Here is a 21,131-nt window from a genome sequence, read left to right as displayed (position 1 = left end):
CTGCGGAGCCGTTTGGTGACGAGATTGTTTTAGGCTGCTCCGCTAGGGCTTCTTCTGCTGCGTGGCCTGGGCGATGCTACCGTCCTTCTTCGCGACGCGGACGGTGAAGCCGTTGCCGGTCGTCGGCACCGAGAACGTCACGACGTAGGCGTCGCTGTCGGTTTCCATCCTGTCGAAATGGATCATGTCGGTAGTGAGCTTCGTTTCGTTGGCGACGAAACCGGCGGCGGTCGTGACCGCGCCTTCGGGCGTGGTCGGCGGCGCGAACAGCCGGTTGACCGCGAACGTGACCGTACCGGCCAGCGCCACCGAAAGCGCGATGATTACGACGCGCGCGTGATCGCGTACGCCCTTCGAATATTTTTCGACGTCCTTCGTGTTCCGAGGGACCTTCGCGCTGACGGTCAGCAGATTGGCGTAGGCCGAGAGTCCCATGACGGCGAAGGCCACGACGAAGACCAGCCCGGCGCCGGCCAGCACCAGCACCCACTTCGAGAACGTGTCGCTCGGAACGCGCGACGGGTCGGTGAAGAGCGCCGCCACGCCGCCGATACCGGCGAGCCCGAGCGTGAGCGTCTGCTTGAGGAACTCGAACCGGCCGGAGTTCGCGTCGATCGTGTCCTTGATCGGCGGGGAAGGCGGAGGCGCTGCATCGTTCATGGCCGGCTCAGACCGGCCAGCAGGTGCAGCCCGAGAGGCTTTCCCACAGCCTCATGTTCTGGAGGACGAACACGCCGCCGATCGTCCGCTTGGACGTCTCGACCTTGTCACGCTTGTCGGCCTTTCTCGCGAGATCGAACAGAAACTCGGGCAGGGCGTCGATGACCCGATGGACGATGGGAGTCCGGTCGACGGCCACGGCGAAATCCCCGAGGCCGAGCGTATCCACATGGACCGCCTCGAGACCCTCTCTGAGGATGTTCTTCGCCTGGTGGCTTAGCGTCCAGCCCGACTTCTTCTCGAAATCCAGGAAGATGCTGTCGAGCGGATGGGGGGCGGCGGACTCGATCATGACCATGGATCACCTCAACGGTCGTGCATGCGCGGGAATGCAACCGAAAGGCTACCATACGCCGGCTGGGTGACAACCGTTCGTCGTCCCGACGGTGGGCACGCCCGGCCGGCCCTTGACCAGGTCGAATCACCGCTTGAGGTGCGGAGGCGCGCTCCAGTCTGATCCGGTCGCTCAGGAAGACCGCGATGGTGTACGCGGATATGTCGGCGGGCGAGAACGCGTCGCCCGCCATGCAGGCGGTCCGCGTCACGAAACGTCCGCTCGCGACGGCGGCGACGACGGTCGCGTCCAGGCTCGACGCCGCGTCCGTGTATGCGCGCTTTCGCATGCTGAAGCCGCGTAGCTCTGGGTGATGACGTCGGTGATGAGGTAGAAGTAGCGCTCCAGGGGACGATCTTGGCGAGCGGATCCTCCGGCACCAGGGTGCCGGGCGCCTTGGTAGCCCCGCTGGATTCATAACGATTATTTGCCCATCGGATGCAGGCGCCGGGTCGGTACAGGCAGGACGCCGATGTCGAGGCGATGCGTCGCCGAGGATCATTCGATAAGCCGTCCGGGCGGGGCCGTGCGGTACCGGTCCGGAAGGGTCTAAGCCTCGTCGAATTCCGCCAGCGCTTCCTGGATGGCTTCCTCGAGCATTGTGATCTCGTCCTCGGTCAATTCGGGAAACTGCTCGCGTTTCTTCTTCGAAAGCTTTCCGGCGTTCTGCATGCAGAGGCGGACAAACAACGACGCGCGTCTGTTCGGCATGTCGATCTGGTTCGTCACCGCGGTGTACGCCCGGTCGAACTTCTCGACGAACTCGACTTCCTCCTTGAGGTCCGTGGCGATGGTCTCCGCAAGCTTGTCGTAGAGGTATTCGACGAAGCGGGTCGCGTCGAAGTACCGGTAGAGGTGCGCGGTCTCGTTCAGGACCTCGACTTCGTTCTTCGGCGTCATCTTGTATTTGACGTGCGCGAGAAGCGGGTTCGAGTAGCTTTCGAGAGCCGTGTCGTACTCCCTGATGTTGCGTAGGATCGCCGCCGAGACCGGAAAGATGATGCCTTGGGGCGTGTAGTGCTGGGACGACAGCACGTGATGGATGAGGAAACGGTGGATGCGGCCGTTTCCGTCCTCGAACGGATGGATGAAGACGAACGTGAAGGCGATCAGCGCCGCCGCGGTGACGGGCTCGGCGTCCTGCTTGAGGCGCGCGGTCATCTTCATCCAGTCCGACATCAGAGGCTTCACGTCCTCCGGTTTCGGGCAGATGAAATGCACCTTCTCCCGATGCGAGCCGAGAGTTTCGCCCACGAAGTTCTGGAAGTCGCGGACGTCCGAGGCGGCGTATCTCGGGTCGACGATCTCGTTCTGGAGCGCGATGAGACCCTTCTCGTCCGTCGGGTCGAACTTCTCGCCCTGTTCGAGGGCGGCGATGAAGCGCCGTGCCTTCTCCGGCGTCGGCCGTTCGTGTTCGATCTCGAAGGAAGATTTCGTTTCCTTCGTGTACAGGTACTGCACGGCCCGCATCAGCGTCTCGGCGGGCACCTTCTCCGTGTACGCCTTCGCGACTTCGTCGAGCTTCTCCGCTATGTGCTGCTGGATCTTCGCGGTCCGCCGGACGGTGAGGTAGAAGCCAGGTACTCCGAGGAGATTGTCCGTCACCTTGTGCCTGCGGGACCGCACGCCGTTCGCGACGATGTGCCGTTCGGGATCCAGTGCGTCGACGTAAGTCACCGCGCCGGCGTCTTCGATGTCGAGCGTGTTGCCGGTCAGCGTCTCATAGAGAAACCATGCCCGCCGCGAGACGGCGCCGGTCGGCTCGGACTTGATCCAGGTCTCGATGTCCTGCTTCGGCATCGCCTTGAAGGCGGCTGCCAGGACGCCCATGTCCAGCGGTTCGTGACGTAGCGCGAACTTGAGATGTTCGATCGCGGTGTCTTGCGGGACGTACCGGGGAGGAAACTGTTCGATCAGTGCGTCCTGTCCCTCAATGGTTCGACGGTTGCCGCGGACGGCCGTCGAGCGCACGTGCGGCTTCGGTACGTCGAGCTCCAGCATCTCATGGAGGCGGAGTTGGCCTAGGCTCTGGTCCAGCAAATGGAACTCCTCGTTCAAAACCGGCGTTCGGGCGGAAAATCGTTCAGCAGGATGGCGAAATGTTCAGGACACGGCAAGTTCGCGGTAGATCGTTCAGGTTCCCGGAAAATCCTTCAAAAATAGGGCTTGCTACGGAAAATCGTTCAACCAAGCCCTTGGCCGGCCGAAAAAGCCCTTCGAACGCGGAAAAACGTTCAGTCGCACGGCGAAACGTTCAAAAGCAGGGCCATCCGCGGAAGATCGTTCAACGAAGCCCCGGCCGGCCGAAAATCCCCCGAACGCGGAAAAACGTTCAGCAGTACGGCGAAACGTTCAAAAACGGTGTCATTCGCGGAAAAGCGTTCAAAATCCAGATTTGGACCCTCCGGAGCGCCTCCGCTCGGGCCGCAGCACCCACCGGCATCCGCCCGGCGCTCGCTTCGGTGCCGCGACGATCAGCCTGACCGTGATGATCCGGACGCCTCGCTGCGCTGGCCGCGGGTCTCGCTGCGCCCGACGACCGTGCCGCCGCCCGGATGGGCACGCGACGGGACGATCTCGACGATTTCGCTGTCGACGCGCACCACATCGCTTGGCCGGGTGGGACGCGGACACTGCGTCCGATCAGACCTCCGGCTATGGGCAGGCCGCCGTCGACGAGAAACCGCAGTGTGAAAGCGGTGTGCCAGCCGCTGGCGGCAACATCCTGCCTTCGCCGCCGACGGGAGGGCCGTCGGCTGGTCTCCGAGAGCGCGCTGAGGGCGATGAACAGGCTCAGGAGGCCAGCCACAGCGCACAGCACGCCCGACTGTAAATGCTGATCGAAAAATGACCCCTATCGGCGTCTTGGGGACTCCTTCAAGTCATTGACTGCATTGAAGCTGGTCCATTGGACCCCCACGCCGATAAGCGTCGAGACCCCGCGCCGAAACACAACCGACTCCTCGAATGGCCAGAATTCCGGCTCGCAGAAGTGATCGTACTGCGTCTTTGTCTGTCCCCGGCTGCGCCGTCCCGCAGGCCGGCCGGGGTGCCGAGGGTCTCGGGCAGCTCCGCATGCGCAGCCAAGAGGAGCTGTCGCGAAATGATACGGTGAGCTACCGGCTCCTCGATGTCGGGAGGAACGACGGAGCGAGTGCTAACACGCAAGCTGAACCGGCTCCTTGCTCGAGAGGAGTGCAAGAATATCTTCGGCGGGCCGGGCCGGGCTGAACAGATATCCCTGCATCTCAACGCAGTTGAGCTCGCGGAGTAGGGTTTTCTGTGCTTCGGTCTCGACCCCTTCGGCAGTCGTAGTCATGTTGCGCTCTGAGGCGATATCGACGACGGCACGCACGATCGATGAACCCCCCTGCTCCGATAATCCGGTTATGAACGATCTGTCGATCTTGATCTTGTCGAACGGGAAGCGTTGCAAGTAGCTCAAAGACGAGTAGCCGGTCCCAAAATCATCTAGAGCAATTCGCACTCCGATCGTGCGCAGCTCGTGCAAAATGGCCAGAGCGAGCTCGTCATCCTTGATGAGCACGGCCTCCGTAATCTCCAGTTCAAGGCGCTGAGGCGACAGCCCCGACTGGGTCAAGACCGCAAGCACGTTGAGCGGGAAGCTGGCTTGCTTGAACTGCGTCGGAGAAACGTTGACCGCGACTCTGATGTGTTCTGGCCATTTTACCGCTTCATCGCAAGCTTTTCTGAGCACATACCCGCCAAGTTGCTCGATCAGGCCGGATTGTTCGGCTATCGGAATAAAGTCTGCGGGCGACACGAAGCCGCGGGTCGGGTGTTTCCAACGGGCCAACGCTTCACAGCCGACAACCTGGCCGCTCTCAAGATCAACTACGGGCTGGTAAAACACGTCCAGCGTTCGCTCTTCCAACGCCAACCGCAGATCCGTCTCCAGTAGACGGCGATCCCTGGCCTTCTTTTCAAGCGATGGGTCGAAGAAGCGGTAGGTGCGCCGTCCAATTGTCTTGGCCTCGTACATCGCCAAATCCGCGCTTTGAAGAATTTCGTCGCAAGTTGTTCCGTGATGAGGAGCGAGAGCAATCCCGACGCTTGCATCGATTCTGATGTGATGAGATTTGCAATGATGAGGCTGACGGATCGCTTGATAGACACGCTCCACGACTTCGATGGCAGCTTTTTCAGAATTTACGTCCGGCGAGATGACGGCAAATTCGTCGCCCCCTAGTCTCGCGACGAACTCATTCGGTCTGAGGCAAGTCTGCAGGCTATTTGCGACGGATCGCAGTAGATCGTCGCCGACCTGATGACCGAGAGAATCGTTTATCGACTTGAATTCATCGGTATCGACAAACAGGACCGCCAATCCGCCGTTCGAACTGCAGCGCTCAAGTTCCGTTGCAAGCCGATCGTGAAAGAAAGCGCGATTGGGAAGGTCCGTCAGCGTGTCGAACATCGCCAGGCGAGCAGTCCGTTCCTCGCTGCGGCGCTGTTGCGTGACATCCTCGACTGTCGAGACCCAGCCACCGCCTTTGACCGCCTGAGTGGCCACCTGGAGCCACCGGCCATCGGGAGTTTCATCGATGGTGGGTTGTCCAGAGTGGATGCTTTGCTTCACCTGATGGCAGTATTCGTCGATGTCTCCGACTAAACGAGCAACTTCTTTGTGGTGTTGAACGACGTCCCTGAACTTGCACCCGGGTTTGACGACATGCCTTGAGAGACCGAACATCTCCAAGTACCTATCATTGCAAAACACAAGACGTTCCGACGAATCGTACAGCAACAATCCTTGGCTCATATTGCTGACCGCAATATCCAGTCGGCGGTGCTGCTCCCTTAGGTACCTGACGATGATCGCCAGCATCATTGCCACGATGACGGCCACGAGCGCAGCTGCACCAATGAATGTACGTGTCTCCTGCGCCCGGTTTGCGAAGACGGCCGAGATCGGCGTGCTGGCGACCACGAATAGTGGATAATGTAGAAGGGTTCTCGCGGAGGCAAGGCGCTCCTGACCGTCCAGGGGGCTCGTGACCTGAAGGGAGGCGTATCCGTCCGAGCCGGCTTGAGCCAGCAGCGGAGAGTCTACGAATGTTCTTCCAAGCTCGGTTGCTCCGGATGGATAACGGGCCAACAGCGTGCCGTCCCAGTGGACCAGGGCAAGCGAGCCATCAGGGATAAGCGTCGAGGAAAAGAAGGCCTGGAAGGTTTCGGGCGAGATACTGCGGGTGACCATGCCCAGGAAGGCACCGTTCGCCCCGACTATGCTCCGAGCAAGGACGATCGTGAAACCCTTCGACAGCCGGCTTTCAACAAGCTGGATGAGGAGAGGTGAAGCGCTTTCACCTGAATTGAACGCTTTAAAATAGGCGCGGTCGGCCAGACTCAAAGCTGGGACGGGCCACTTTTCCGAAGAATTGACGAATGCACCTTCTGCGTCGAACAGGTTTACACCGGCAAAGTCAGGGCTGGCGCTTACTTTGTCTACGAGCAGGCGATGGAAACTCTCCGTTGAAACCCACGACCTGAACTCGTCGGAGGTCGTGAGCGTTGCGGATAGAAGATCCGCCACCGACTTGGGTACCGCCTCGAAGGCTTTCAGTTGACTATCGAAGTGACCAGCCAGCAGCCTGACAGTACTCTCCAGCTCCTTTTGACTGCGTATCATCTCTCGATCACGAACATTGTTGATCATCAACGCCGTTCCGAGACTGATGGCGAGAATCAACGCAACGCCGTAGAGCGTCACCCAAAACACTGGCCCCGACCGTGAGAGGGTGCGATCGAGGCGAAGAATGAACCCGTCCAGGGAATTGGATTGATGGTGTGTTTGCTCTACCTGAGTCATGGCCGTCCCCCCGACAGAACGCATATAGGGGAGATATGGAGTGGCAGTTTACGAGTAGAGTTAGCAGGCCCTTAATCGGTTCTTGCCGGCGTTCCGAGGCCGGCGTCCCTCCGAGCTGGCCGCTGGCGCTCGGGCTTCGGGAGCATGCGCACGAGGCATGTGGGAAATGGTCTGCGCATGTGAGGACGTCGATCTTCCTTCCGCTTGATCCAGTGAGACCGCACTAGATCAAGGCTTGCCTGATCTGGTCGCGGCTAAGCGGGAGCTCACGTATCCGCTTGCCGATCGCGTGTGCGACGGCGTTGGCGACGGCACCCGCGGCCGGCCCTTGGCCGGTTTCGCCGGCGCCGAGAAAAGGCTGTCCTGGTCGGTCGATCAGATGAACCTCGATGCTCTCGGGCACCTGTGCAAACCGCATGATTGGATAGGTCGCCCAGTCGATGCTGGTGATGCGGGTGTCGTCGAAGCTGACGCTCTCGTAGAGGGTCCAGCTCGTCGACTGCAGGATCGCGCCTTCCACCTGATTGATCAGCCCGTCGGGGTTGACGATCTGCCCGCTATCGACGGCCGCGACTGCCCTCACCAGCTTGACGCGTCCGCTATCCTGATCGACAGCGACCTCGGCCGCGATCGCGCAATAAGCCGCCAGGTTCTTGTAGCGAGCGAACCCGAACCCGCGGCCACGGCCGGGTGTCTTTTCGAAACTGCTCCAGCCAAACTCCTCCGCCGCCTTCGATATGGCCTCGCGAGCGCGCTCATCCTCGAGGTATTTGAGCCGAAATTCAACGGGATCGGTGCCTGCGGCTTCCGCAAGCTCGTCCATGAAGCTCTCAATCGAGAACACGTTCATGTAGGCACCGAGTGCGCGAAGCGCCGAGACCCGCAAGGGCATCGCGGGAAGGAAGTGGTGCACGACCCGCGCGTTCGGGAATTTATAAAGTGGGATCGCGTTCCGATCTCCGCCTCCCTCCGGCAGCGGCAACGGCTTTGGAGGCGGCGCCGGGACCCGGTCCGCCATATGCTGGGCCGCCAGGAGCGCGCCCGCGCCTCCGGGCCGCATGGAGTGGGTGTTGCTCCAGACCTCGTGTTTCCAATCTTCGATCGTGCCGTCGTCGCCCAAGGAGGCGGCCAGATGGGTCACCATCGCCGGTCCATAAGGCTCCCACGCATGCTCTTGTTCACGCATCCATTGAACGCGCACCGGCACGTTGGGGTAGGCACGCGCGATGAGAGCCGCGTCGCCTGCGGCATCGTCAGCTCCGTTGTGTCCGTAGCAGCCGGATCCTTCGGCATGGATGCAGCGGACGTTCTCCTTCGGAAGATGCAGCATACCGGCGATGGCATCCCGGTCGGGGAAGACGCCCTGGGTGTGGGTCCAGACCGTCACTTGGTCGCCGCTGGCTTCAGCTATCGCACAAGAAGGTTCGATCGAGCCATGCGAGTGATACGGTTTGGTGTATCTGGCCTCGAGTTTTCGCCCACCGCTGCTGCTTCCAGGCTGACCTTGCCTGAGTATTTCGGAGTCTTGGGACGGAAGAGAGAGAATGGCATTCGGCAAGTCGGAGAGCTTCGGCAAGGCCGACTTCTCGTCCCATCGCGCTGCCGCAGCGAGAAGTCGCATGGCTTTTACCGCCTGGTACTCACTGACGGCGATCACCGCGAGGAAATCGCCGTCCCGCACGACCTTAAGCACGCCAGGCGCCTTTTCGACCGACTCGGAGTCCACTGATACAAGCTGGGCCTCGTAGCTCGGCGGGCGGACGACACGCGCATGCACCATGCCCGGAGGACGCATATCCTGGACATAGGCGGGGGCGCCGGTGACCTTTGCGGGGATGTCCACCCGACGGACGGGGGTGTTCATAACGCTGAAGCTGGTCGGGTCCTTCAACGGCGAACTCGGCTGCGCCCGGACATGCAAAATCTGCTCGGAGACCAATTCGCCGTACGAGAGCTTTCGCCCATCCGCAGCCAACACGAATCCGTCCTTGGCCTCGAGTTGGTCGGGCGAAAGCCCGAGCCGGCGGCCGGCTTCACCGACCAGGATGATTCGACTTTGTGCCGCAGCATGCATGATGGCAGTGCCGCTATCCTGCATCGAATGGCTGCCTGCGGTGAAGCCTTCGTTCGGGGTGAGGGCCGTATCCGCCGTCTGCAGTTTCAGCGCCTGCAGGGGCACGCTCAGCTGCTCGGCGGCCACTTGCAAAAGTGCGGTCTTGATGCCCTGGCCAAGTTCGGCTTTGCCCGTAAACACCGTAATCCGCCCATCGGCGTCGATGCGGATCCAACTGTCTAGCAGAGGTGCGTCCTTGAGCCTCCCCGGCAAAGGCGCAGGTGGGGATACGCGCGCGCCTGACTGCACATCCTGCGCCGTGCTGCCTTCCTGCGCGATCGCATGTGCCGCCCCGAAGCTGACGACCAGCGCGCCGGCGCCGGCAAGAACACGACGACGAGAAAGAATCACGCTGTTCATCACGGTCTCGCCCTCCCGGCGGCGCCCGCGTTCGCCGTCTTCATAAGCGCGGCTGCCCGTTTGATCGCCCGCAAGATCCGCATGTGCGTGCCGCAACGACAAAGGTTCGGCTCCATCGCAGCTCGGATCTCGGCGTCCGTCGGTTTGGAGTTTTTGACCAGCAGCGCCTGGGCTCGCATCATCATGCCGGCGATACAATATCCGCACTGAGCGGCCTGCTCCTCGATGAACGCCCGCTGCAAGGCCCTGGAGCTTCCCGAGTGCCGAGCCCTTCGACCGTGGTCACGTTCTTCCCGGCGGCGAGCAGCAAGGGCGTCAAACATGAAAACACCGCTTCTCCGTCGAGCATGACGGTGCATGCGCCGCATTGGCCGAGGCCACACCCGAATTTCGCCCCGTTCAGCGCGAGCTCATCCCGAAGAATGTAGAGCAGCGGGGTGTCAGGTTCTGTTTCGAGCTTGTGCTCGTGGCCGTTGACGGTGAGCTTGATCATCTCACCTCCGCTTGGCTAATCACGCCCGAGGCAGGATCAGTGGCGGGCGCGGGGTAAATGCCGACCTCGAACTTCCCGGCTCGCGCGTCGCGAATTTCCTGATCGATGTTGGTCCAAGTCGAACCATGGCCAAATCGCTGCCGGACGTAGCTCACCAGCGCTCTCACCTGGTCGTCTGTCATCGCATTGTTGAAGCCCGGCATGATCGGGCTGCGTTGACCATCTGAAGGAGGTAGACCCCAGAGGATCACATTGACGAGATTGCGGGCCGTTGGGCCGTTTGGCCCTGTGCTTCTCGCCAGATTGATTCCGCCATACGGCATGGGCCAGCTACTCTCGTGGCATGGTGCGCAGGTCGTGACGTAGATGGCCTCCCCCTCGGGCTTCTCCTTGGTCGCTTCGCTCGGCGCAGCGCTGTCGCTCGTTGTCGTTGCGCCCTTTCTGCCCCCGCCGCTTGTCTGTTCAAGTACGGATCTTCCCCGCTCTGCGCGTTCTGGCGAGGGAGTGCCGAGGACATCTGCGATGTACATGGCGACGGCCGAGAGGTCATCATCTCCCAAAGCGTTTAGGTTGTCGACGACGGGTGCCATCGGGCCGCGTGCGATCCCGTGAGCCTCATGCCAGCCGTGACGCAGATATTGAAAGAGGGCGTCCTTGTCCCATGGGACAGGGGAGGGTGAGTCGACGTTCAGCGCATAGGCTGTCCAGCCTTCTGCCTCACCGCCGTCGTAGGCATGGTTGCCGCGTTCGGCTCCAAGTGCATTCCGCGGTGTGTGACAGCCGCCGCAATGCGAAAGGCCCTCGACAAGGTAGGCCCCTCGATTCCACCTGCCGTCATGTCGCTCATCGGGCTGAAAGCTACCTTTGCGGAAGAAGAGGAGCTTCCAGCCGGCCAGAAGAGTTCGCTGATTGAAAGGAAACCGGAGCTCATTCGCGCGTGTCGTCGCGTGCACCGGCTGGCGGGTCATGAAGTAAGCATAAAGTGCTCTGACATCCTCGTCGGTGACGTGCGTGAAGTGATCGTAGGGGAATGCCGGATAGAGGTGCCGACCAAGGCGATCCACTCCGTCGTGCATCGCCCTCTGAAAGGCCGCTTCCGACCACAGCCCGATCCCGGTTTCCGCGTCGGGTGTAATGTTCGTCGTATAGATGGACCCGAATTGGGTCGGGATGCGCAGTCCGCCCGCGAAACTCGGACCACCCCTTCTGGTGTGGCAGGTGTTGCAATTGCCGACCGCCGCAAGCCGAGCGCCTCGCCGGACAAGCTCCGGATCGAAGCTGGATGGCTGTGCGGGCGCAATTGCCGGAATTTCGGGACGCCAGGCGTACACGCCGAAGGCGCCGGCCGAGAGCACTGCAAGCACGACAGCCAAACCGATGAGCCTACGCAAAATCATCCAAGCGCTCGCGAGCCTGACGCCGACAACGCCGCGCGAACTGGCGGGTTCCTCTGCCGCTCCCAACGCGCGGTTCCTTGTAGGTGCGCCTAGTGGTCGAGGCGTCCCCAGCCGTGACGCACTGGGCGGCGGTCATTTGAGGAGAATGGGGAAAGCGGGGACAAAGCGCAGCCCCGGCGAACCGCTTAGCATTCGATAACGCCAATTGGCGGGCGCGTGAGCTCAATCTCCCGGAGAGAGCAGGCCGAGGTGCGGTCCAACAGAACTGATTTTCTTCGAGCGAGCAGTCCAATGAGGAAACTTGACGACCGGACACTAGCGAACATGGATGTTATCCTCGGCGATGTCTGCCGGCATCTTCCGAACCATGGCGGCGATCACGAAAGCCGAAAATTCGTGGCGGAGCGGCTGCTTCGCGCGGCACGGCGTGGGCAGCATACGCTGACTGCCCTGGAGCTCGTGGCGCGCCTAGCCTTGCAGAAGCTGTCCGCGAAAAAGGTAGCGTGAGCGGCTTTGTCGGGACCGTGGCGCCCAAGTCACCAAAGGCTTCGAGCTTCGGGCTAAGTCGCTTGAGATGAGCGCTTCCATGTACGACGTCTACGTGAATGAGCGAAACGACCTGCTTGTCGTTCCCCGTGGCCGTTCCATCCCACTAGATTTGAACGGAAGCTGGCGGAAGAAGCGCTCGGTCCGGTCCGTCAGCGCGCGAATTCGGGACGACGTATCTGAGCAAGGCTATCACCGCCGGGACCTGACCGCTCGTCCGCGTCTGAAGAGTTCTTCTGCAGGAGCAGGCTCAGTGCGGCTCGATCGAGCCCTCTCCAGCAACGGCGTAGGGTCCTAACGAGGACACTCGCGATTTGAAATTAGGACATGCATCGGAACGTTGCTGCTGTTGCCACGTTTTCCCGATGCCCTTCCCCGAGGGTGTCTACCGGCCCCAGCTCGCGATCCCCCGTCGCCCCCAGAGCTGGGGCCATTTTCGTAATCGCGGAAGGGAATTAAACACGGGTGATTAACAAATGTGTTGTTCTGCTGTCCCAGCGCAAGGCACCATTGTGATGGTGCGTAGCGGGCGGGGCGGTGATGGACAGGGTCGAGTATGCGTTCGCGGTGACGGCGCTCACCGGGTTTTTAGTCCTCATCGCCGGGATGGCTTGGCTGATGATGGGATAAACTCTTCCATCATCTCTTGGAGCTCAAAGGTTCCGCCGGGCTTTTGAAAGCACTTGGCTCTGGCGCCACCCAAACGGTGGCTGCACTGATCCAGCCCCGAGTGGGCCCGCTTTCCTCAAGGCGTTTAGCAAAAAAAGCGCCGCCTGCTCGAAATTGAGTGCAGGCGGCGGGCTTCCAGTCCCGGGGGACTATGCAAACCCCGGCACCTGGTTAGTCGGCACAGCCATGCCAAGGTTCATTGTGCCGAGCGCGACGAGGAGGCGGCAGGTTCCGGTAAAGCAACACCGTGGTACTCCGGATTACACAAACCTGTTGATATAGCCAGGATGGCTCTTGCCGGGGCTGCAATTTCATTCCGAGCAAATTTGCCGGCAAGGGTCGCGCCAATGCGGCCCTTTCTTTAATTCCAGGCTCGCGCAGGGGAATTACGGCGTCACCAAGTTGAGGCTTGAAGTCTGCTTGGCACCAAACAAAACTCTGTTGCGCGCCGGCAGCTTCGGCACGGGATGAATTAGGCGCTGGCCGCGAACAGATCCCATTTGCCGGGCAGGCCCTTCAATTCATGCGATCCGCGTTCGCTGAAATGCATTCCCGCTCCAGCGACGAGATCGGTGACCACGCCTGAAACCAGCACTTCGTCGGGCGCTGACTGCGCCATCACGCGGGACGCGGCATGGACCGCGATGCCCCCGATGTCGTCGCCCCGCAATTCGATCTCGCCGGTGTGCAGGCCCGTGCGCACGGGCAGTCCGATCGTATGGGTGGCACTGCTGAACGAAAGCGCGCACCGGATAGCGCGGCCTGGGCCATCGAACGTGGCCAGCACTCCGTCGCCCGTCGACTTCACCAGCACGCCGCGGTGACGCTCGATCGTTTGGCGCGCGAGCGCGTCGTGTTCGTCCAGTCGGCTCCGCCACCGCTGATCGCCCAGTTCGGCCGCCTGCCGCGTCGAGTCGACGATGTCGGTGAACATCACCGTCGCCAGGATCCGCTCGAGCCCGCGGCTCACCGGGTCTCTATGACCGGTCACGAACTCCTCGATGTCGCCGACCAGTGTCTCGGTATCGCCCGTCCAGAAGCCATGGTCGCCTTCGGGATATTCGATGTAGCGTGCGCCCGGGATCTGCGTCGCCAGCTGGCGGCCAAGTTCGACCGGCACCACGATGTCGCTGACACGGTGCACACCAAGGTCGGGACCTGAACGGTCGGCAGAACCGAGGTGACATCGATTTGCGCATTGAGCAGCACACCGTCAGGTCCGACTCTATCGAAACTCCAGGTGGCGTCCCGAACCAGACGTACATCGAATCCGAGATTGCCGGCCATTCTGGATGTGGTTTCGACGCAGCGGTTGGTTGTGGCGCCGCAAATCACGATGGTACCGATGTTCGAAGCCCTTAGCCTCCAGGTCCGTTCCAATGAAAGCGCTGTTCACTTTTTTGACGATTACGGGTTCGCCCGGATGTTCTCGCGCCTCCTCTTTGACGCAGAAGCCGCTGCGATCGCTTCGAAAGCGCGAATTTGCACCGGTCCCCTCGTGACGGACGTGGACGATCGGCAACCGACGGCGCCTGAAGAAGCGAAGAAGATCCGATATCCGATCGATGGCCTGAGGGTTGTTGCGACGCAGCCCCGAGAGCTCCCACTCGTCGAAAGCCTTCTGAACGTCCACCACAAGCACGACGGTAGGGCTGTGCGTTCCATCTAATACCGATCGAGCAACAAAGGGCGCCTCGTCAGGATGGTGGGCGCTCCCCAAGGTTAGAATGCCTCTACTCGGGTAGACGAGCGAAAATTTTTCATCTTGAGGGGGGACTCGCGGCGGCGCTGGCGAGGTAGTTGGACTAAGGGATGAGTTGGTCCGGCTTCACGGGCGGGCCGCCTTGGCGCGCCGCAGCGGCCCGGCCGCGGCGTTCGCCGGAAGCCGGGCGTTCAGGAGGGTCTCGGCTGACTTTGGTTCGCAGCACGGTGAGGTCGGTGAATACGTCCGCCTGGCGGCGGAGCTCGTCGGCGACCATCGGCGGCTGCGTGGAGGTGGTGGACACCACGGTCACTCGAACGCCGCGGCGCTGCACAGCCTCGACCAGCGAACGGAAGTCGCCGTCCCCGGAAAACAGAACCATCTCGTCCAGTTCGCCCGCGAGCTCCATCGCGGCTACCGCGAGTTCGATGTCCATATTGCCCTTGACCTTGCGCCGTCCGAGCGCGTCGACGAATTCCTTCGCAGGCTTGCTGACGACAGTGTAGCCGTTGTAATCGAGCCAATCGAGCAGCGGCCGGATGGACGAGAATTCCTGATCCTCGAGCAAGGCGGTATAGTACAGGGCGCGGACCAAGGTCCCGCGGCTCTGGAATTCGTTCAAAAGACGCTTGTAGTCGATCTCGAAGCCAAGGCTGCGTGCGGTGGCGTGAAGATTGGCGCCATCGATGAACAGCGCAATCCTGCTGGGGGTCGAGGACATTGCGGCCAGCTCGCATTGGGTCGGGTGGCGGAAGCCGCCCGAACGGCTCAGGTTCAAAAACATGGGAGATTGAATGGGGCGGCGCTGCCTCGGCCGCTTGCCCGCTTCCTTCCGTTGCAAAAGGGTGCGAGCTCCGACGAGAAGAGGCTATATCCGATCGCCTGGGCTTTCAAAGCTTTTTTCACGAACGCTTGAACCGGAGCGGCAATGCCGACACTACTTGGTAGCTGCCCCGGTTTAATCGCGTTCGATGCTGCACGAGCTACCTTTTTTTGACATTCGCCTGAGAAGTCGCCGCCGAGCGTGCAGGTGGTACCTGTGCACGAGCGACGGTCGCACCATCATGCAGGGCTCGGAGGGTAGCCGGACGGCCGCCACGTACCAGGCCAATCGCGCGCTTTTTCTGATGCTGCTGGCTTCGTCTTTTCGATCAGCGAAGCTTGATCTGGGCTGGGACTCTCTCGCGCCCTGAATGGGGCCTAGACCGCGGCCGCGGATACCAGATCGAGCTCTCAGTGGAATTAGGGATGGCCGGGCGCTCGGACGTAGTGCTGCGCCCCCGCTCCGGCGACTGACCCGGTTTGCGCGGCGGCGCACTCACCCCGCCATCGCCAACTCGCGCGCAAATTGCCGCGGGACCCTGGTGTTCTCCGTGAGCGAAAAAGCTTCGGAGTACGAGCGAGCGGCGCGAAAGCGTTGGGGCTCACCGCAACATCCAGACCAGGACGGCGGCCAGAGCGCAGACGACTACGCCTGCCGACAGAACAACAACCGTCACTGACCGGGAGTGCTCGCGAGATCGGACCGGAACTGGTTGTTCGGGCAGACTGCGCGATGGCTGAGGAGAAAGATCGGTTCTTGGAGCCGTCGTGTTGACCGGGCCGCCGGCGGATCGATCGAACCGCGCTGCGGCTCCGCGTCGTGCCGAACCGGTTAGCAGGCCCGGGTCTACCACCACCTCGATGCCTTTGTCTTCAAGATAGGCGATCGCTCTTCCGACTTCCTCCTCGCTCATCTGGTTGATCGGAAGCGATTCGCGAATTTCGTCTATGCTCAGTGTGCCTCGGAGTTGGCCGACGGCGGCGAGATCCCGAAGCGAGCGGTTTGCGGATTGAGAGCCGTTGGCGGATCGCAGGTTCATGGGGTCTCCCGCCCGCTCCATTACCGCGGGTGCGCATGCGTGGTTCAACGCTGCTCGACGCCAGTCGTTCGATGGAACTGTACGCTGGAGGACCTTTTGTGCCTGGTCGCCCTACCTATGCTTCTCGCAGGAGGGGCTCCGGCTTTCCTACAAATCAGTTTTTGGGGTGCACGGGCTTCGCCCTCCGAGGGGGACGGGTTCGGCCGGGGGCTGCTGGACCGCGCTTGCGGCGTAGTCCGCACCTGATCAAACGACGAAATGGATCTTGAATGGAAGAGTTGGTGCTTCGTGAAACGAAAGGGCGGGTCGTTCTTCTGACTCTCAACGACCCGAGAAACTAAATGCGCTGAACTACGCCCTGATTGACCACCTAGTGCAATTGCCCGCCGCACTGAATGATGCCTGGGCCGCCAGTGGCGGGCTGTCGGTCTGACGGTGCTTCATGTAGAGCCTCATTTGGTGATCTGTGATGTGCCGGCCGGGCAAGCGAGTGATTCCTCTTGGCGGAAGAACCACTTGCATAACCTGCCGGCCGCGATCACCAGTCGGCGCGGTCCCTAGCGGATCGCGCCGACGCCGAGCTCGTAACTCCGGTCGGGCTACGCCCTCCCTTCGTCACGAGCCCGGCGAAACTCTCTCACCTTGATTGACGCGCTCTTCCATCCTGATCGCCGCGCGACACCCAACGGCAATCTGCTCGAGGTCTATGCGGAAATCTAAGAATCCGTCCAATCCGGTTGTTTGGATCTGTGTCCAGCTAGGCTTATCTGGTCCACTTGGTGACTGTCGGATTTGGCCTTACTTCGTTTACAGCACTGTCCCGGCTCTCTGCCCCAGTAGCGGCGATAGGAACGTTGTTGGTGCCTGCGGGGGCGTGGCGAGCTCGACTGCTCTGTTCGCGAGCAGGTCACGGTCGAGCAGCTCGTAGCCCGTGCGGCAACACTGTTCGGAATCGTGCTGGCGACTCGAGCATAACTGCTACGAGCGCCGCAGATTGCGCTCAGCCGCCAAGTACGGGCGCCGCGGATTTCGGCGCAACGTACTTGTCTCGGCGCATCTCACGGAATTAAGCTGGCGCTCGCAGGGGCATTCACATGGCCATCGTTTATCCAATCCGGAAGCCGTGCCGGAGTGCGGGCAGCCAATGAAGGTTGCGCCGTGCGACGAGGGGCACGAGGAACGCCACGTCTGCAGCCGGTGCGAGGGGGACCCGCTGCGTGATCCTGCCGCCCCAAAATGGGCCGACAGCCCGTTGAAGGCCCCCGAAAACTGAGAGTTCGCAGCGGATGACAGATCAGCAGATACGTTTTGATGATGGGGCTGCATACGAGCGCATGATGGGCGCCTGGAGCCGGTTGGCCGGAGAGGTGTTTTTGGACTGGCTGGCGCCCGATCCGGGTCTTGCCTGGGTAGACGTGGGCTGCGGAAACGGTGCGTTCTCCGAACTTGTCTTACAGAGAACGAGGCCGGCGGCAATCGAGGGCGTGGATCCTTCGCAAGGGCAGCTTGCCTACGCGAGACTACGCCCCGGCGCTGCAAAGGCCAGTTTCCAGATCGGGGACGCGATGGCACTGCCGTTCCCGGACGGGTCCTTCGACGTGGCGGTCATGGCTCTTGTGATCTTTTTCGTACCCGGTCCGGCCAAGGGCGTTGCGGAGATGAAGCGGGTGGTACGACCGGGTGGTCTCGTCGCCGCCTATGCCTGGGACATCGCCGGCGGCGGCTTTCCCATGCAGCCGATCCAGACCGAGCTTCAGACCATGGGCTATCCCCCGATCCGGCCTCCTCAGACCGATGCTGCGCGGCTCGAATCGCTGCGGGTACTTTGGAGGGAGGCTGGGTTCGTCGGGATCGAGACCCGAACGATCGAAATCGAGCGGGTGTTCGCGGACTTCGAGGAGTTCTGGGACTGCTCCACGCTTGGGTCCACCATCGGTCCTCTCGTCCGCTCCCTTAATCCGGCGGTTCTCGAAGATCTGAAGCAGCGCGTTCGTATGCGCGTTCGCGAAGACGGCTCCGGCCGGGTGCATTCGAGCGCCGTGGCGAACGCGATCAAGGGCCGTGTGTTGCCCCCCTGACATGGGTCCGACAACAAACGGCCGCGTAAACCGAATTCCTCCTGCCACGCCGGCTTTCGTTCCATCGAACGCGTCGCGAAAGTCGATGTGGAGCCGAGGCCGGTTCAGCCTCTCCCACGAAGGTAGCGGAGTCCGGAGTGCCTAGGAGTCCGGGACTCCGCAACCGTAACAGCACAGGTAGTTGTGCCGCTCGGTACACTCCAAACACTACACATGACGCCGCGGTTTGCTTTGACCCATCTCAAGATCGCGTGCGCCGCGCCGCGGGAGTGAGACGCGCTTCGCCTGCGGGACCTTTTCCACACCCGGCCCATGCGGCACAGTAGCAATTCCGGCGAAACCGGACTCGTGTGCGCGAAAAGCCGATCAAGGCTTCGGTCGGCGCCGCTGGGAGAAATCGGCGGCTGTCCCTCAAGACGCATGCGCTCGCGCGCGTTCGCTCGCTTCGCGGCGACGCTGGCGACGTTCGCGTCGCCGCTTCGCTCGCTCCACGGGCTGGGGCAATGCTGGGACCGGCGCGGCAGCGGTTTCTAGTGGGACCTTCTCAAGCGCAGGCTCTTCTGTTCGGCGGCCCTCCATGGATTCGAGCACGGCTCGCCCTTTGACAGTAATCCTCCAGCCGCCATTTTGGCGTTCAACGAGACCGTCCGAAAAAATGTCGAGCCCGGGCACGCGCGCCGCCAGCCGCTTGGTGCGCTCGGTCCACTCCGGGCCGCTGGTGGCGAGGATAGCCATGTCGCGCTTGAGGTCCGCCATCACGGCGAATCCATCGGGGTAACTCACCAGGATCTTCAACACCGTGACCTGGAAATTCACCCCCGCACCTCGTCTATCAAGGCCACATCGTCGGCGCTTGCGCGAGGGCTTTCCGAGCGACCTGCCGCAGCACCTCCGGCGTCGCTTCGCCGGTTTTTGCGGTTTCCAGGATCTTGCAGGCCACGTGGGTGCGAGCGCCGGTCTCGTCGCGGGGTAGCTTTTCGCAGACCTCGTCGAGTACCGCTCGCAATAGAGCGGTTGTCGCTTGTTCAAACATGGGTACGCCCCTTAGAAAGCCCGATCCTACCGCAAGTCTTTTCATTTTGGGATTCAGGAATGTTAATTTATGAGCTCTGCCGCGCTGCAAACAACCTGCGCCTGCGCCGTCCTGAAATCCTGGTCGATACCCCTCTCAAATCGGCAGTCCGAGTTGCGGCTCGGCCGGCGCTTCGCCATGAAGCGAAGACAAGGAAACTCCAAGAAGCCGGACCGGTTTTGGAGCGGGCATCTCGTTCTGCAGCAAAGCGATCGATAACCGTTCGAGCTCGCTGCGGCTTGAGATTGCGAGGGGTGTGGACCTGCTCCGCGTGATGGTCTCGAAATCGTTGAACTTGATCTTGAGTGTGACTGTCCGGCCCCGCGCGCCCTTGTCCTCGCAGTGGCGCCACACCTTGTCGATCAGCGGCTGCAACTCGGCGACCATCGCTTCGAACTCCACAAGATCGTTCGAGAACGTGTTCTCCGCGCCAACTGACTTCCGGATCCGGTTCGCGCGGACCTCGCGGTCGTCGACGCCCCTCGAAATCCAGTAATAATACGCGCCGGCTTTGCCGAAATTGGCCTGCATGAAGTCGAGCGATTGATTGCGCAGGTCGAGGCCGGTGTACAGGCCCAGAGCATTCATCTTCGCGCTGGTCGCCGGTCCGATGCCGTGGAATTTTCCGACGGGAAGGGCCTCGACGAACGCCGGACCCATCTCCGGCGTGATCACGTACTGGCCGTTGGGCTTGCGGTGGTCGGAGGCGAGTTTGGCCAGAAACTTGTTGTAGGAGACGCCGGCTGAGGCGTTCAGGCCGGTCACCTCCTTGATCTTCGCCCGGATTGCCAGCGCGACATCGCGAGCCAGCGGGATTCCTTGCAGGTTTTCCGTGACGTCGAGGTAGGCCTCGTCGAGGGAGAGCGGTTCGATGATCGGCGTGTGCTCGGCGAAAATGTCCCGGATCTGCTGCGAGACCGCTTTGTAGACCTCGAAGCGCGGCTTGACGAAAATGAGATCGGGGCACTGCCGCTTCGCGGTCACTGACGGCACGGCCGACCGAACGCCGAACTTGCGGGCTTCGTAGCTGGCGGCCGCCACGACGCCGCGTTCGCGCGATCCGCCGACCGCGACCGGTTTGCCTCGGAGGTCGGGATTGTCGCGTTGCTCCACTGATGCGTAGAAGGCATCCATGTCGACATGGATGATCTTGCGTTGGCGGGAAGGGGGCCTGGCCGGGTCGTCGGGATCGCTGGTCACGTCGCCGCCCCAGCCTGATCCTCCTTGACGCCGCGGGCGACGATCCGGAGCGATCCGTCCGGCAACGGACGCTGCAGTTTCAATGCCTCGTCCGGGGACGCGGTCATCCAGATCTCGACCTGTTCAGGCGTCGTCAGGATCACCGGCATCGCCTTGGGGTGGATCGCACCGACCTCGGCGTTCGCCTCCGTCGTCAGGAAGGCGTAGAGATCGTTGGTGGTCTCGCCCTCTTTGACCTTCCGGACCGAAGTCCAGTTCGTCCAGATGCCGGCGAAGCAGGCCAGCGGCCGGCTTTCGTCGAGCGCGAACCAGATGTCACCACCCTCGTCCTTGTTGAACTCGCTGAATGAGTTGAACGGCACGACGCAGCGGTTCTCAACGCCAAGCCATCGGGTCCAGTGTTTGCTCTTCACATTGCGGATGTTGGTCGTGCCGCCGTCCGGCTCCATCCGGAGCAGTTCCTTGAACTCGACCGGCTTGCCCTTGGCCTCCAATTTCTTGGCGCGCTTCTTCGTCGCCTCCATCAGCGCTTGCTGCGACGACGGCATTCCCCAGCGCGCGGTCGCAAGCTCCCGGCCCTCGGCGCCAGCACGTACGATCGGCGCCTTGTAGTCCGGAAACACGCCGGGCATCGGCGCGAGATTGCCGACGTAGCGGTTGACCACCCGGAACAGCTCGCTGATGGCGGCCTGGTTCGTGGTGATTGAGTAGAGATTGCACATTGGTCAGGGTTCGGTTCGAGGATGGCGCGG

At 61.8% G+C, this 21,131-nt stretch carries 15 protein-coding genes and 2 pseudogenes; 2 read left to right on the top strand and 15 right to left on the bottom strand.

The window, feature by feature from the left end; all coding sequences use genetic code 11:
- Nucleotides 1–42: 42 nt before the first annotated feature.
- Nucleotides 43–660: a hypothetical protein gene (locus tag AC0L2O_RS17035; RefSeq protein ID WP_473370514.1), complete on the bottom strand. Its 618-nt coding sequence runs from the start codon at nucleotides 658–660 to the stop codon at nucleotides 43–45.
- A gap of 7 nt (nucleotides 661–667) precedes the next feature.
- Nucleotides 668–1,018 (bottom strand): hypothetical protein, encoded by a 351-nt coding sequence (locus AC0L2O_RS17030; protein WP_473370513.1) that lies wholly within the window; start codon nucleotides 1,016–1,018, stop codon nucleotides 668–670.
- A 182-nt stretch (nucleotides 1,019–1,200) separates the two neighbouring features.
- Between AC0L2O_RS17030 and AC0L2O_RS17025 the strand changes: the two genes are divergently transcribed.
- Nucleotides 1,201–1,368 (top strand): hypothetical protein, encoded by a 168-nt coding sequence (locus tag AC0L2O_RS17025; RefSeq protein ID WP_473370512.1) that lies wholly within the window; start codon nucleotides 1,201–1,203, stop codon nucleotides 1,366–1,368.
- A 235-nt stretch (nucleotides 1,369–1,603) separates the two neighbouring features.
- On the opposite strand, the gene AC0L2O_RS17020 is transcribed toward AC0L2O_RS17025, so the two are convergent.
- The 9 genes and pseudogenes from AC0L2O_RS17020 to AC0L2O_RS16980 all read right to left on the bottom strand — a co-directional run bounded on the left by AC0L2O_RS17020 (nucleotide 1,604) and on the right by AC0L2O_RS16980 (nucleotide 16,029).
- Nucleotides 1,604–3,094: a Fic family protein gene (locus AC0L2O_RS17020; RefSeq protein WP_473370511.1), complete on the bottom strand. Its 1,491-nt coding sequence runs from the start codon at nucleotides 3,092–3,094 to the stop codon at nucleotides 1,604–1,606.
- Nucleotides 3,095–4,211: 1,117 nt separating this feature from the next.
- Complete coding sequence (locus AC0L2O_RS17015; protein ID WP_473370510.1) at nucleotides 4,212–6,887, bottom strand: bifunctional diguanylate cyclase/phosphodiesterase; 2,676 nt, start codon at nucleotides 6,885–6,887, stop codon at nucleotides 4,212–4,214.
- 223 nt (nucleotides 6,888–7,110) lie between these two features.
- Nucleotides 7,111–9,360 carry a xanthine dehydrogenase family protein molybdopterin-binding subunit gene (locus AC0L2O_RS17010; RefSeq protein WP_473370509.1) on the bottom strand — a complete coding sequence of 750 codons (2,250 nt, stop codon included), beginning with the start codon at nucleotides 9,358–9,360 and terminating at the stop codon, nucleotides 7,111–7,113.
- Nucleotides 9,360–9,853 (bottom strand): annotated as a pseudogene (locus AC0L2O_RS17005) ((2Fe-2S)-binding protein). The gene AC0L2O_RS17010 and the pseudogene AC0L2O_RS17005 overlap by 1 nt, the downstream one beginning before the upstream one ends.
- Nucleotides 9,850–11,250: a c-type cytochrome gene (locus tag AC0L2O_RS17000; RefSeq protein ID WP_473370508.1), complete on the bottom strand. Its 1,401-nt coding sequence runs from the start codon at nucleotides 11,248–11,250 to the stop codon at nucleotides 9,850–9,852. The pseudogene AC0L2O_RS17005 and the gene AC0L2O_RS17000 overlap by 4 nt, the downstream one beginning before the upstream one ends.
- A 1,687-nt stretch (nucleotides 11,251–12,937) precedes the next feature.
- On the bottom strand, nucleotides 12,938–13,585 hold the full coding sequence (locus tag AC0L2O_RS16995) for an adenylate/guanylate cyclase domain-containing protein (RefSeq protein ID WP_473370642.1): 648 nt from the start codon (nucleotides 13,583–13,585) through the stop codon (nucleotides 12,938–12,940).
- A gap of 152 nt (nucleotides 13,586–13,737) precedes the next feature.
- Nucleotides 13,738–14,098 (bottom strand): annotated as a pseudogene (locus tag AC0L2O_RS16990) (isochorismatase family protein); the annotation flags it as partial.
- Nucleotides 14,099–14,270: 172 nt separating this feature from the next.
- Nucleotides 14,271–14,888 carry a LabA-like NYN domain-containing protein gene (locus AC0L2O_RS16985; RefSeq protein WP_473370641.1) on the bottom strand — a complete coding sequence of 206 codons (618 nt, stop codon included), beginning with the start codon at nucleotides 14,886–14,888 and terminating at the stop codon, nucleotides 14,271–14,273.
- A 703-nt stretch (nucleotides 14,889–15,591) separates the two neighbouring features.
- Nucleotides 15,592–16,029: an RNA polymerase sigma factor region1.1 domain-containing protein gene (locus AC0L2O_RS16980; RefSeq protein ID WP_473370507.1), complete on the bottom strand. Its 438-nt coding sequence runs from the start codon at nucleotides 16,027–16,029 to the stop codon at nucleotides 15,592–15,594.
- A gap of 1,286 nt (nucleotides 16,030–17,315) precedes the next feature.
- Here AC0L2O_RS16980 and AC0L2O_RS16975 point away from each other — a divergent pair.
- Complete coding sequence (locus AC0L2O_RS16975; RefSeq protein ID WP_473370506.1) at nucleotides 17,316–18,107, top strand: class I SAM-dependent methyltransferase; 792 nt, start codon at nucleotides 17,316–17,318, stop codon at nucleotides 18,105–18,107.
- 411 nt (nucleotides 18,108–18,518) lie between these two features.
- Here the strand turns inward: AC0L2O_RS16975 and AC0L2O_RS16970 are convergent, their stop codons facing one another.
- The 4 genes from AC0L2O_RS16970 to AC0L2O_RS16955 all read right to left on the bottom strand — a co-directional run bounded on the left by AC0L2O_RS16970 (nucleotide 18,519) and on the right by AC0L2O_RS16955 (nucleotide 21,101).
- Nucleotides 18,519–18,923, bottom strand: a complete 405-nt coding sequence (locus AC0L2O_RS16970; protein ID WP_473370505.1) for a hypothetical protein — start codon at nucleotides 18,921–18,923, stop codon at nucleotides 18,519–18,521.
- 16 nt (nucleotides 18,924–18,939) lie between these two features.
- Complete coding sequence (locus AC0L2O_RS16965) at nucleotides 18,940–19,140, bottom strand: hypothetical protein (RefSeq protein WP_473370504.1); 201 nt, start codon at nucleotides 19,138–19,140, stop codon at nucleotides 18,940–18,942.
- Nucleotides 19,141–19,275: 135 nt separating this feature from the next.
- Nucleotides 19,276–20,379: a DNA polymerase IV gene (dinB, locus tag AC0L2O_RS16960; protein WP_473370503.1), complete on the bottom strand. Its 1,104-nt coding sequence runs from the start codon at nucleotides 20,377–20,379 to the stop codon at nucleotides 19,276–19,278.
- The gene (locus AC0L2O_RS16955) at nucleotides 20,376–21,101 is read right to left on the bottom strand and encodes an SOS response-associated peptidase (protein ID WP_473370502.1); all 726 of its coding nucleotides are present in this window, start codon (nucleotides 21,099–21,101) and stop codon (nucleotides 20,376–20,378) included. Before AC0L2O_RS16955 ends, dinB begins: the two co-directional genes overlap by 4 nt.
- Nucleotides 21,102–21,131: the final 30 nt, after the last annotated feature.

It is taken from the genome of Bradyrhizobium sp. Kon10, assembly GCF_055807395.1.
This window is presented reverse-complemented; position numbering and strand designations above follow the sequence as displayed.

Bases quoted from the DNA above. Each gene is read 5' to 3' on its own strand.
- AC0L2O_RS17035 (WP_473370514.1), bottom strand. From the start codon at position 660: ATGAACGATGCAGCGCCTCCGCCTTCCCCGCCGATCAAGGACACGATC.
- AC0L2O_RS17030 (WP_473370513.1), bottom strand. From the start codon at position 1,018: ATGGTCATGATCGAGTCCGCCGCCCCCCATCCGCTCGACAGCATCTTC.
- AC0L2O_RS17025 (WP_473370512.1), top strand. From the start codon at position 1,201: ATGGTGTACGCGGATATGTCGGCGGGCGAGAACGCGTCGCCCGCCATG.
- AC0L2O_RS17015 (WP_473370510.1), bottom strand. From the start codon at position 6,887: ATGACTCAGGTAGAGCAAACACACCATCAATCCAATTCCCTGGACGGG.
- AC0L2O_RS17010 (WP_473370509.1), bottom strand. From the start codon at position 9,360: ATGAACAGCGTGATTCTTTCTCGTCGTCGTGTTCTTGCCGGCGCCGGC.
- AC0L2O_RS17000 (WP_473370508.1), bottom strand. From the start codon at position 11,250: ATGATTTTGCGTAGGCTCATCGGTTTGGCTGTCGTGCTTGCAGTGCTC.
- AC0L2O_RS16985 (WP_473370641.1), bottom strand. From the start codon at position 14,888: ATGTCCTCGACCCCCAGCAGGATTGCGCTGTTCATCGATGGCGCCAAT.
- AC0L2O_RS16980 (WP_473370507.1), bottom strand. From the start codon at position 16,029: ATGAACCTGCGATCCGCCAACGGCTCTCAATCCGCAAACCGCTCGCTT.
- AC0L2O_RS16975 (WP_473370506.1), top strand. From the start codon at position 17,316: ATGACAGATCAGCAGATACGTTTTGATGATGGGGCTGCATACGAGCGC.
- AC0L2O_RS16965 (WP_473370504.1), bottom strand. From the start codon at position 19,140: ATGTTTGAACAAGCGACAACCGCTCTATTGCGAGCGGTACTCGACGAG.
- AC0L2O_RS16955 (WP_473370502.1), bottom strand. From the start codon at position 21,101: ATGTGCAATCTCTACTCAATCACCACGAACCAGGCCGCCATCAGCGAG.